At 71.0% G+C, this 11,977-nt stretch carries 9 protein-coding genes and 1 pseudogene; 5 read left to right on the top strand and 5 right to left on the bottom strand.

Features of this window, described 5'->3' with window-relative positions; all coding sequences use genetic code 11:
- Positions 1–97: 97 nt before the first annotated feature.
- The 4 genes and pseudogenes from IE94_RS0133305 to IE94_RS0133320 form a co-directional block, all read right to left on the bottom strand.
- Positions 98–544: pseudogene (locus tag IE94_RS0133305) on the bottom strand (PhoD-like phosphatase N-terminal domain-containing protein); the annotation flags it as partial.
- A gap of 83 nt (positions 545–627) precedes the next feature.
- Positions 628–1,428, bottom strand: coding sequence for a DsbA family protein (locus IE94_RS0133310; protein ID WP_030191920.1), 801 nt, complete (start codon positions 1,426–1,428; stop codon positions 628–630).
- A gap of 98 nt (positions 1,429–1,526) precedes the next feature.
- A complete protein-coding gene (locus IE94_RS0133315) occupies positions 1,527–2,234 on the bottom strand; it encodes a hypothetical protein (RefSeq protein WP_030191921.1) in 708 nt (235 codons plus the stop codon).
- 80 nt (positions 2,235–2,314) lie between these two features.
- Positions 2,315–3,655 (bottom strand): DUF2252 domain-containing protein, encoded by a 1,341-nt coding sequence (locus IE94_RS0133320; RefSeq protein WP_030191922.1) that lies wholly within the window; start codon positions 3,653–3,655, stop codon positions 2,315–2,317.
- A gap of 202 nt (positions 3,656–3,857) precedes the next feature.
- Between IE94_RS0133320 and dnaE the strand changes: the two genes are divergently transcribed.
- Positions 3,858–7,397, top strand: a complete 3,540-nt coding sequence (gene dnaE, locus IE94_RS0133325) for a DNA polymerase III subunit alpha (protein ID WP_030191923.1) — start codon at positions 3,858–3,860, stop codon at positions 7,395–7,397.
- Between the two features lie 57 nt (positions 7,398–7,454).
- Here dnaE and IE94_RS39690 read toward each other — a convergent pair whose 3' ends face one another.
- Positions 7,455–7,622: a hypothetical protein gene (locus IE94_RS39690; RefSeq protein ID WP_037924431.1), complete on the bottom strand. Its 168-nt coding sequence runs from the start codon at positions 7,620–7,622 to the stop codon at positions 7,455–7,457.
- Between the two features lie 224 nt (positions 7,623–7,846).
- Here IE94_RS39690 and IE94_RS0133335 point away from each other — a divergent pair, with 224 nt between their 5' ends.
- The 4 genes from IE94_RS0133335 to IE94_RS0133350 all read left to right on the top strand — a co-directional run bounded on the left by IE94_RS0133335 (position 7,847) and on the right by IE94_RS0133350 (position 11,862).
- Positions 7,847–9,058 carry an NYN domain-containing protein gene (locus IE94_RS0133335; RefSeq protein WP_030191924.1) on the top strand — a complete coding sequence of 404 codons (1,212 nt, stop codon included), beginning with the start codon at positions 7,847–7,849 and terminating at the stop codon, positions 9,056–9,058.
- A 146-nt stretch (positions 9,059–9,204) separates the two neighbouring features.
- Positions 9,205–10,179, top strand: a complete 975-nt coding sequence (locus IE94_RS0133340; RefSeq protein ID WP_030191926.1) for an ABC transporter ATP-binding protein — start codon at positions 9,205–9,207, stop codon at positions 10,177–10,179.
- Between the two features lie 107 nt (positions 10,180–10,286).
- On the top strand, positions 10,287–11,111 hold the full coding sequence (locus IE94_RS0133345) for an ABC transporter permease (protein ID WP_030191929.1): 825 nt from the start codon (positions 10,287–10,289) through the stop codon (positions 11,109–11,111).
- Between the two features lie 34 nt (positions 11,112–11,145).
- Positions 11,146–11,862, top strand: coding sequence for a hypothetical protein (locus IE94_RS0133350; protein WP_030191932.1), 717 nt, complete (start codon positions 11,146–11,148; stop codon positions 11,860–11,862).
- Positions 11,863–11,977: the final 115 nt, after the last annotated feature.

Raw genomic sequence — 11,977 nt, forward strand, 5'->3', positions numbered from 1 at the left:
ACACCACCCCCCAGGTCATCCGTTCGACAGGGGGCAACAGTCATGCCGGGCCCGGAGGCCAACGGCCCTCTTGCAGGACCGCGAAAAAGATAACGGGGGGGGAGCCGGCGGGGCCCGCGGAGAAGCGGAACCAGTAGTCCGTGGCGGGCGCGAGGCCGCGGACGTCCGCCTTGACGGTGTGGTCGGAGGCGGCCGTCGCGGTGACGGACCCCCGGGCGACCACGTGGGTGAGGGCCTTGTCGGCGGCGACGACCCAGCTCACCTCGGTGTCCGGGCCGGCCCCGGAACCCGGCAGGGCCTCGGGCGTCGGGGTCACCCGGGTCCACAGCAGGACGCCGTCGGGCAGGGGATCGCCGGAGGCGACACCGTGCAGGAAGGCGGGGGCGGTGCCGGCCGCGCCGGCGGGCAGGGCCGCGACGAGCGGGGCGGCCAGGACGGCACCGGCCGCCGCGGCCTTGACGACCGTACGGCGGCTCGGGGTGCGGGAGTTCGGGGAACTCGTGTGGCTTTCTTCGACTTCGGACGCTCTGTGTCGACTGGTCACGGCCGATCAGGTTACTGGCCGGTAGACGCGCGAGTGGGCGAACCGGAAAAAGTTCGCCCACTCGTCAGACGACGATCACCGGGTTACTTGGTGACGCCCGCGTCCTTGAGCGCCTTCTGCCACGCGTCGGGCGTGCTCGGGGTCTCGACCACCTTGTCGTTGATCTTGATGGTCGGGGTCGACTGGACGCCCTCGGCCTTGTCGAAGGACTTGCTCATCCGCATCGCCCAGGCGTCGTAGGTGCCCTTCTCCACGGCGTCCTGGAACTTCTTGTTGTTCTTCAGGGCGTCGACCGTGTTCGCCACCTTGATCAGGTAGTCGTCCTTGGCGAACTCGTCGGTCGACTCCTCGGGGTGGTACTTCGTGGAGTAGAGCGCCGTCTTGTAGTCGACGAACGCCTGGGGGCTGACGTTCAGCGCGGCGCCGAGGGCGCTCAGCGCGTTCTTCGAGCCCTCGCCGCCCAGGTTGCCGTCGAGGAAGGTGCCGATGGTGAAGGACAGCTTGTAGTCGCCGTCCTCCATGCCCTTGTTGACGGTCTCGCCGATGCTCTGCTCCATCGCCGCGCAGCCCGGGCAGCGCGGGTCCTCGTAGAGGTGGATGACGTTGTCGGACTTGGACTCGCCCATGACGACGGTGGTGCCGTCCTTGCCGGAGGTGTTGGCCGGGGCCACCACCTCGGCCTCGGCGGCCTTGTCCCAGCCGCTCGGCTTGTTGCCCTGCACGACGGCGTAGCTGATGCCGCCGGCCACCGCCAGCACGCCGACGATGGAGGCGGCCACGATGACCTGCCGCCTGACCTTGTCGCGCTTGGCCTGGCGCTCGCGCTCCTCGCGCAGGCGCTCACGGGCCGCCGTCTTCGCCGCCTGGCTGTTCCGCTTGCTCATGATGGTGATCTCTCCGGGGACGCGCACACGGGGGGTGTGCGGAAGTACGTATGGGGGACTGCCGTGCTCGGTGGTGCTCGTGCGGCCCGGGTGCCGGGTCACACGAGGGCGATCAGAAGCGGCGGTCCGCGACGTCCCAGGGAGTGCGTGAGGATCCGCTCCCGGGCGCCGCGGGTGCGGCGGGCCCGGGGAGCCGGTCGGCGCACCGCCGGACTCCGGCCCACGCCCACGGCCGCGACGGCGAGCAGCAGCGGCCGGAAGGTGGTCGCGGCCACCGCGCCGAGCAACTGGCCCAGCGCCCGCTCGCCCCGCGCCAGCCACGCTGCCGCGAGCAGTCCGATCCCGACGTGCGCGCCCAGCAGCAGCCAGGCGGTGCCGGGGGCCGCCTGGGCCAGCACCGACGCCATCCGGTCGGTCTCCGCCCCGGTCACCCGGGTCAGCGGCGCGGTCACCCCGGCGTGGATGCCGGTGCCGTCGCCGCACAGCACGTCGAAGCCGACCGAGCGCAGCGGGCCGGCGACCGGGCCGCCCGCCCGGCCGTAGCAGACGTGCTGGCCGGTGGTGAAGACCGTGTCGGCGGCCAGCTCCAGCGGGATCAGCAGGGCGGCGATCCGCCCGAAGCCGCGCTCGCGCCGCCCGGCCAGGGCGTACGCGATCAGGAACACGGCGGCGGCGACCGCGGCCACGGTGGGCAGCGGCAGCGGAACCCCGGACAGCAGCACGTGCGACGCGGTGCTGAGGGTCACGGCGAGTGCCGTGAACAGCGCCGCGCGGACGGCTCTGAGCGGGGTTCCGGATATGTCCATAGCAGTAGAAGAGTGTGTCATGGGGTCCGGTAAGGGACCCCTAAAGGCTTTCTGTGAGAGTACCGACAGGCGGGGACCCGCTACAGGCCCGGGATCCGGCCGTTGCGGAACAGGTCGACGAAGGTCTGGTGGTCAGCGCGCGCGCGTGCGCCGTAGCGGTGCGCGAAGTCGACCAGCAGGGGCGCGAAGCCCTCCTCGTCGGCTGCGATCGCCGCGTCGATGGCCCGCTCGGTGGAGAAGGGCACCAAAGACTCCCCGGACTGGTCGTCGGCCGCCGCGTGCATGGTCGCGGTGGCCCGGCCCAGGTCGGCGACGACCTCGGCGATCTCCTCCAGGTCGTCGATGTCGCCCCAGTCCAGGTCGACGGCGTACGGCGAGACCTCGGCGACCAGCTGCCCGGCGCCGTCCAGCTCGGTCCAGCCCAGCCACGGGTCGGCGTGCGCCTGGAGGGCGCGCTGGGAGATCACCGTGCGGTGGCCCTCGTGCTGGAAGTAGTCCCGGATGGCCTGGTCGGTGATGTGCCGGGAGACGGCGGGGGTCTGGGCCTGCTTGATGTAGATCACGACGTCGTTCTCCAGGGCGTCGCTGTTGCCCTCCAGGAGGATGTTGTACGAGGGCAGGCCGGCCGAGCCGATGCCGATGCCCCGGCGGCCGACGACGTCCTTGACGCGGTAGGAGTCCGGGCGGGCCAGGGAGGACTCCGGGAGCGTCTCCAGGTAGCCGTCGAAGGCCGCGAGGACCTTGTAGCGCGTGGCGGCGTCCAGCTCGATGGAACCGCCGCCGGGGGCGAAGCGGCGCTCGAAGTCCCGGATCTCGGTCATCGAGTCCAGCAGCCCGAAGCGGGTCAGCGAGCGGGCCACCCGCAGCGCGCCCAGCAGCGGGCCCTGAGCGGTGTCCAGCGTGAAGGGCGGCACCTCGTCGCTCTTGGCCCCGGTGGCCAGGGCGTGGATCCGCTCGCGGTACGCGCCCGCGTACACCCGCACCAGCTCGGTGATCTGCTCGTCGCTGAGCGCCTTCGCGTACCCGATCAGCGCGACGGAGGCGGCGAAGCGCTTGAGGTCCCAGGTGAAGGGGCCGACGTAGGCCTCGTCGAAGTCGTTGACGTTGAAGATCAGCCGGCCGGTGGAGTCCATGTACGTGCCGAAGTTCTCCGCGTGCAGGTCGCCGTGGATCCACACCCGGGAGGTCCGCTCGTCCAGGTAGGCGCCGCCGGGCTGGTCACCGAACTCCGGATCCTCGGTCAAATCGCGGTAAAACAGACCGGCGGTGCCGCGGTAGAACGCGAAGGCGGAGGCGGCCATCTTCCGGAACTTCACGCGGAACGCGGCGGGATCCGCGGCCAGCAGCCGGCCGAAGGCGGTGTCGAAGACGGCGAGGATCTCCTCGCCGCGGTGCTCCTCGTTGAGCTGCGGGACCGACATGCCTGGTGCCTCCTGGTGCGGGTGGTGCCTGAAGAATGGAGCGGATCTCCACTCGGGCCAACGTTCGAAGGGGGACGGGAGTGCCCGCCCCAGAAGGTACGCGCGGGCGGCCTCGAAGTGTCAGTGGCGAGGCATAGACTTCGACGCTGACCCCCCGGATCGACCGCCGCCAGTCGTCCCCAGTTTTCCCAGGAGGCCGCACGTGTCCAAGCCGCCGTTCACGCACCTGCACGTCCACACCCAGTACTCGCTGCTGGACGGTGCCGCGCGGCTCAAGGACATGTTCGACGCGTGCAACGAGATGGGCATGTCCCACATCGCCATGTCCGACCACGGCAACCTGCACGGGGCGTACGACTTCTTCCACTCCGCGAAGAAGGCCGGAGTCACCCCGATCATCGGGATCGAGGCCTACGTCGCCCCCGAGTCCCGGCGCAACAAGCGCAAGATCCAGTGGGGCCAGCCGCACCAGAAGCGGGACGACGTGTCCGGTTCGGGCGGTTACACCCACAAGACCATGTGGGCGACGAACAGCACCGGTCTGCACAACCTCTTCCGCCTCTCCTCCGACGCCTACGCCGAGGGCTGGCTCCAGAAGTGGCCGCGGATGGACAAGGAGACCATCAGCCAGTGGTCCGAGGGCATCGTCGCCTCCACCGGCTGCCCGTCCGGCGAGGTGCAGACCCGGCTGCGCCTCGGCCACTTCGACGAGGCCCTGAAGGCGGCAGCCGACTACCAGGACATCTTCGGCAAGGAACGCTACTTCCTGGAGCTGATGGACCACGGCATCGAGATCGAGCACCGGGTCCGCGACGGGCTGCTGGAGATCGGGAGGAAGCTCGGCATCCCGCCGCTGGTCACCAACGACTCGCACTACACCTACGCGCACGAGGCGACCGCCCACGACGCCCTGCTGTGCATCCAGACCGGCAAGAACCTCTCCGACCCGGACCGCTTCCGCTTCGACGGCACCGGCTACTACCTGAAGTCGACGGACGAGATGTACGCCATCGACTCCTCCGACGCCTGGCAGGAGGGCTGCGCCAACACGCGCCTGATCGCCGAGATGATCGACACGACCGGCATGTTCGAGAAGCGCGACCTCATGCCGAAGTTCGACATCCCCGAGGGGTACACGGAGATCACCTGGTTCCAGGAGGAGGTCCGCCGCGGCATGGAGCGCCGCTTCCCCGGCGGCGTCCCCGAGGACCGCCAGAAGCAGGCCGAGTACGAGATGGACGTCATCATCCAGATGGGGTTCCCGGGCTACTTCCTCGTGGTCGCCGACTTCATCATGTGGGCCAAGAACCAGGGCATCGCGGTCGGCCCCGGCCGAGGCTCAGCGGCCGGTTCGATCGTGGCGTACGCGATGGGCATCACCGACCTCGACCCGATCCCGCACGGCCTGATCTTCGAGCGGTTCCTCAACCCCGAGCGCGTCTCCATGCCCGACGTCGACATCGACTTCGACGAGCGCAGGCGCGTCGAGGTGATCAGGTACGTGACGGAGAAGTACGGCGCCGACAAGGTCGCCATGATCGGCACCTACGGCAAGATCAAGGCGAAGAACGCCATCAAGGACTCCGCGCGCGTGCTGGGCTACCCGTACGCGATGGGCGACCGGCTCACCAAGGCCATGCCCGCCGACGTCCTCGGCAAGGGCATCGACCTCAACGGCATCACGGACCCGACCCACCCGCGCTACAGCGAGGCCGGCGAGATCCGCTCGATGTACGAGAACGAGCCGGACGTGAAGAAGGTCATCGACACCGCCAAGGGCGTCGAGGGCCTGGTGAGGCAGATGGGCGTGCACGCGGCCGGCGTGATCATGTCCAGCGAGCCCATCGTCGACCACGCCCCGATCTGGGTGCGCCACACCGACGGCGTGACCATCACGCAGTGGGACTACCCGCAGTGCGAGTCGCTCGGCCTGCTGAAGATGGACTTCCTCGGCCTGCGCAACCTCACGATCATGGACGACGCCGTCAAGATGGTGAAGTCCAACAAGGGCGTCGACCTCGACCTGCTGTCCCTGCCGCTGGACGACCCCAAGACCTTCGAGCTGCTCCAGCGCGGCGACACGCTCGGCGTCTTCCAGTTCGACGGCGGCCCGATGCGCTCCCTGCTGCGGCTGATGAAGCCCGACAACTTCGAGGACATCTCCGCCGTCTCCGCGCTCTACCGTCCCGGCCCCATGGGCATGGACTCGCACACCAACTACGCGCTGCGCAAGAACGGCCTCCAGGAGATCACGCCGATCCACAAGGAGCTGGAGGAGCCCCTCCAGGAGGTCCTCGCGGTCACCTACGGCCTGATCGTCTACCAGGAGCAGGTGCAGAAGGCCGCCCAGATCATCGCGGGCTACTCGCTCGGCGAGGCCGACATCCTGCGCCGCGTGATGGGCAAGAAGAAGCCCGACGAACTGGCGAAGAACTTCGTCCTCTTCCAGGCCGGAGCCCGGAAGAACGGCTACAGCGACGAGGCCATCCAGGCCCTGTGGGACGTGCTGGTCCCCTTCGCCGGCTACGCCTTCAACAAGGCGCACTCCGCCGCGTACGGCCTGGTCTCGTACTGGACCGGCTACCTGAAGGCGAACTACCCGGCCGAGTACATGGCCGCCCTGCTCACCTCGGTCAAGGACGACAAGGACAAGTCGGCCGTCTACCTGAACGAGTGCCGGCGCATGGGCATCAAGGTGCTGCCGCCCAACGTCAACGAGTCCATGTCGAACTTCGCCGCGCAGGGCGACGACGTGATCCTCTTCGGCCTCTCCGCCGTGCGCAACGTCGGCACCAACGTCGTCGAGTCGATCATCAAGTGCCGCAAGGCCAAGGGGAAGTACGCGTCCTTCCCCGACTACCTGGACAAGGTGGAGGCGGTCGTCTGCAACAAGCGGACGACGGAGTCGCTGATCAAGGCCGGTGCCTTCGACGAGATGGGGCACACCCGCAAGGGCTTGACCGCGCAGTACGAACCGATGATCGACAACGTGGTCGCGGTCAAGCGCAAGGAGGCCGAGGGGCAGTTCGACCTCTTCGGCGGCATGGGCGACGAGCAGAACGACGAGCCCGGCTTCGGACTCGACGTGGTCTTCGGCGAGGACGAGTGGGACAAGACCTACCTCCTCGCCCAGGAGCGGGAGATGCTCGGTCTCTACGTCTCCGACCACCCGCTCTTCGGCCTGGAGCACGTGCTGTCCGACAAGGCCGACGCGGGCATCGCCCAGCTCACCGGCGGGGACTTCGGGGACGGCGCGGTGGTCACCATCGGCGGCATCATCTCCGGCCTCCAGCGCAAGATGACCAAGCAGGGCAACGCCTGGGCCATCGCCACCGTCGAGGACCTGGCCGGCTCGCTGGAGTGCATGTTCTTCCCGGCGACCTATCAGCTGGTGTCCACCCAACTGGTCGAGGACGCCGTGGTGTTCGTCAAGGGGCGCCTCGACAAGCGGGAGGACGTGCCCCGGCTGGTCGCGATGGAGCTGATGGTTCCCGACCTGTCCAACGCGGGCACCAACGCGCCCGTCGTCCTCACCATCCCGGCGACCCGCGTCACCCCGCCGATGGTCAGCAGGCTCGGCGAGATCCTCACCCACCACCGGGGCGACAGCGAGGTGCGGATCAAGCTCCAGGGGCCGACGAAGACGACCGTGCTGCGCCTGGACCGGCACCGGGTGAAGCCCGATCCGGCGCTGTTCGGCGATCTGAAGGTGCTGCTGGGCCCGTCCTGCCTGGCGGGCTGAGCGGAGAAACGGGCGAGGGGCGCCCCCGGTTGCCGGGTGCGCCCCTCGTCGTGGACGTCAGTTGTGGCCGAAGCGCTTCTGCCGCTTGCGGGAGGCCGGGTCGCCGGGCGTCGTCAGCTGCGGGGAGTGCTGCTCCTCGCGGTCCATCACGGCGGACTCGGCGGCGCGCGGGGAGCGCTCGGCCTGGGGCTGCTTACGATCACGGTTGTTCTTGTTCTTGGCCATGGTGATCTACCTCCTGAGGGGGATCTAGGGGCCAGGGCCGGAACCAGATTCACATAGCCCAACAAAGAACGCATATCGGGCAATTACCGTCCGTGACGCGGCTCGACGGAGCGCGGGGCGACGAAACGCCACGCCGAAGATCGAGTTCCGGCCGATAACCTCCGCGTGGTCGGGCAGACTCGAAGGAAGCCCGAAGCAAACCTCCCGGAAAGAGGGTGGATCGCGTGGACCGCTGCATCGTCCTGGTGGACGCCGGGTATCTGCTGGGGGCCGCCGCGAGTCTCCTGGCGGGAGAGCCCTCGCGTTCGCGCATCACCGTCGACCACGCCGCCCTCATCCAGGGGTTGCGCGACCGTGCCGAGTCCGACACGCAGCAGCCCCTGCTGCGCATCTACTGGTTCGACGGCGCCCCCGACCGCGTCCCGCAGCCCGAACACCGGCGGCTGCGCGTGATGCCCCGGGTCACCGTCCGGCTCGGCGCCCTCACCCGCAGTGACGGCCGCTGGGCGCAGAAGGGCGTGGACGCCGCCATGCACGCCGAACTGACCGAGCTGGCCCGCAACCGCGCCTGCTCCGACGTCGTCCTGGTGACCGGCGACGGCGACCTGCTGCCCGGCATGATGGCCGCCAAGGAACACGGCGTCGCCGTCCACCTGTGGGCCGTGCAGGCCGCCGACGGCGACTACAACCAGTCCGAGGACCTGGTCGCCGAGGCCGACGAACGCCGCGTACTCGACCGTACGTGGATCACGAAGGCCGTGCGCGCCAAGGAGCTCGGCGGCATCTGCGCGCCGCCGCCCGTGCCCCGCCCCGAGATCGCCGCGATCCTCTCCGCGCCGCTGCCCGAGTCCGCCCTCCCCGCCGCCCAGCGGCCCGTCGAGAGGCCCGAGCACCCCACCGCGGCCGCCGCGGGGCAGGGCGGCACCGACGAGCGGGTACCGCCCGCCAAGGGCGTCCCCACCCCCAAGGACCTCGCCGCCCTGCGCGCCCCCGGCGCCCACCCGGCCCCGCAGCCGGCCAACGCCACCCTGCGGTGGTCCTCCGACAAGGGCTGGGTGGACCGGCCCGCCGCCGAGCCCACCGAGGCCGCCTCGCTGCCGACGCTGGCCCAGCTCACCACGGCCGAGCAGCGCTGGGCCGACCGCGAGGAGGACATCACCACGGTCGGCGGCGACCCCTACGAGGTGGGACAGGTCTTCGCCCGGCGCTGGCTCGAACGCCTCGGCGACCACGGCCACCTGCAGAAACTGTCCGGGATGTACCCGCGCATCCCGCACCGCGTCGACGGGGAGCTGCTGCGCTACGCGGCCCGCTTCGGACTGCTCGCGCACAAGGACGACCAGATCGACGAGCGCGACCGGTACGCCATCCGGGCCGGGTTCTGGCGGGAGATCGACGTGCGCACGGCGACCGAGCGCACCCCCGTGGCGGAGTGAGGCACCGGGCGCTGTCGGACCGGGCCGACACCTGCTGAATCGACACTTATGGGCGGACCCGGGAGCAGACCGGGGGGACCGACCCCGTAGTCTCCTCCTTTGTGAGTACGCGCGCGGCACAGGCACCTGGACCCGGTGGCGATGCCGTGTGCGCGGTGCGTGCGCTGACCAAGACCTATCCGGCCCAGCGCGGCAGGCGCGGGGTGCCCGCCAGCCCCGAGGTGCGGGCCACCGACGACGTCACCCTGGACATCCGCCGCGGTGAGATCTTCGGCCTGCTCGGACCCAACGGCGCCGGCAAGTCCACCCTGGTGCGCCAGCTCACCGGGCTGATGCGGCCCGACAGCGGCAGCGTGGAGATCCTCGGCCACGACATCGTGCGCCACCCCGAGCGGGCCGCGCGGATCCTCGCCTACCTGGGACAGGAGTCCAGCGCCCTGGACGAGCTGACGGTGTCGCTCGCCGCCGAGACCACCGGGCGGCTGCGCGGCCTGGACGTGCGCCGGGCGCGCGCCGAGCGGGACGCCGTGCTCGACGAGCTGGGCCTGACCGGCCTCGCCGCCCGCCCGATCAAGAAGCTCTCCGGCGGTCAGCGCCGCCTGGCCTGCTTCGCCGCCGCGCTGGTGGGGGAGCGGCCACTGCTCGTGCTGGACGAGCCGACCACCGGCATGGACCCGGTGGCCCGGCGCGCGGTGTGGTCGGCGGTCGACCGGCGGCGCGCCGAACACGGCGCCACCGTGCTGCTCGTCACCCACAACGTCATCGAGGCCGAGACCGTGCTGGACCGGGTCGCCGTCCTCGACCGGGGACGCGTGATCGCCTGCGACACGCCGTCCGGGCTCAAGGAGAAGGTCGCCGGAGAGGTCCGCGTCGACCTGGTGTGGCGCGAGAGCGCGCCGCTGAACGTCCCGGAGGTCGCCGCCCTGCGCGACCGCGTCGTCGAGTCGGGGCGCCGCTGGACCCTGCGGCTCGCCCCCGAGGAGGCCCGCGCGGTCGTCGCCACCGTCACCGGCGGCGCCGCCTTCGCGGCCCTGGACGACTTCACGCTGGCCACGCCCAGCCTGGAGGACGTGTACCTGGCGCTGGGCGGCGCCGCGCGACAGGGGCTGGTGAGAGCGTGAGCACGCGAGTGGTGAGAACACCGGCCGCCGCATCCGTACCCGACGGGACGACCGTCCCCGCCGGGGCGACCGCTTCGAACGACCCGAGCGAAGGGGAGCTGCGCGACGTGAGTGTCGTACCCGCCGATGCCCTGGGGGGTGCCGCACCGGCAGCCGGGGGGCAGCGCGTGGCCGGCCCGGCCGAGCTGGGGCCCCGGGCACGGCTGTGGCCCTCCCTGGTGGCCGTGTACCGGGCGCAGCTGTCCCGGGCGCGGGTCGCGCGCATCCCGCTGCTGTTCGTGGCGACCTTCCAGTCGGTCGGCATCATGATCCTGATGCGCGGCGTCGTGGACGGCGGCGGCGAGGCACGCGCCGTGGTCGCCGGGTCCGCGGTGCTCGTCGTGGCCTTCGTCGCGCTGAACCTCCTCGCCCAGTACTTCGGCCAGCTGCGCGCCAGCGGCGGCCTCGACCACTACGCGACGCTGCCGGTGCCGCCCGCCGCGGTGGTGCTGGGCGCGGCGGGCGCCTACGCGTCCTTCACCGTGCCCGGGACCGTGGTGACGGCGGTGTTCGGGTGCCTGCTGTTCGGGCTGCCGGTGACCCATCTGTGGGTTCTGGTGGCCGTGATCCCGCTGGCGGGCGCCGCCCTCGCCGGACTGGGCGCGGCGCTGGGCCTGCTCGCCCCCCGGCCCGAGTTCGCCACCCTCCTCGGTCAGCTCGGCATGTCGGCGGCCCTGCTGCTCGGCGTGCTGCCGCCCGAACGGATGCCGCAGGTGGTCCGCCTGGCCCGGGACCTGCTGCCCTCCACCTACGGCGTGGAGGCGTTCGCGCGCACGTTCGGCGAGCGGCCCGACTGGGGCCTCGTCCTCGGGGACCTCGCGGTGTGCGCCGCGGTCGGGGTGATCTCGCTGGCCGTGGCGACCTGGGCCTACCGCCGGGCCGCCGTCCGGTGACGCGCCGCACAGACGGGTTTGGCACGATGGCACGGTGACCGCACCCTTGACTCCGCCACCGCCGCCGAACGAACGCCCGTCGTACCAGGGCGGGCCGGTGCCGCAGCCCGTCGGCGCACACGCGGTGGGAGCCGCGCCCGGCGGTTCCCACGACCCCTACGGCACGCACGGCGAACAGGACGGCCCCGGGATGTTGACCGAACTGCGACAGGCCGCCCTGACCGCGGTGGCGGTCGCCCTCTCCGGTGCGCTGCTGGGCGTGCTGTGGTGGAAGCTGGCGCCGAGCGTGCCGCTGGTGGGCGAAGTGGTCAACGACAGCTGGGTCGTCTACCTCAAGGACTCCGAGGGCGAGCAGGCGATCGGCGTCGACGGAACGTTCACGCTGCTCGCGCTGGCGTTCGGGGCGCTCAGCGGGGTCGTGGTCTTCCTGCTGCGGCGGCGCGGGGGCGTGCCGCTGGTGGTCGCCCTCGGCGTCGGCGGGCTGCTCGGGTCGCTGCTGGCCTGGCGGCTCGGGGTGTGGCTCGGGCCGGCGCAGGACGTGATCGCGCACGCCAAGGACGTGGGCAAGGGGGTGACCTTCCCCGCCCCGCTCAAGCTGGGCGCCAAGGGGGCGCTGCTGGCCTGGTCGCTCGCCGCGCTGGTGGTTCACCTGGGGCTGACCGGACTGTTCGGCCCCCGGGACCCGGAGCCGGATCCATGGCCGGCGCCGGGGCAGTACCCGTCCGCGCCGTACGGGGACAAGTCGGCCTAGGGCCTGTTGCGAAAGAGGATCTTGTTCGTTGATGATCACGTCCTGTGAGACGTGGGGATCTGACGAATGGCCAGTGGGCCCGGCTTGAGCCTCTGCTGCCGACGGGCATCAAGCC

This window comes from Streptomyces violaceorubidus (genome assembly GCF_000717995.1).
Classification (GTDB): domain Bacteria; phylum Actinomycetota; class Actinomycetes; order Streptomycetales; family Streptomycetaceae; genus Streptomyces; species Streptomyces violaceorubidus.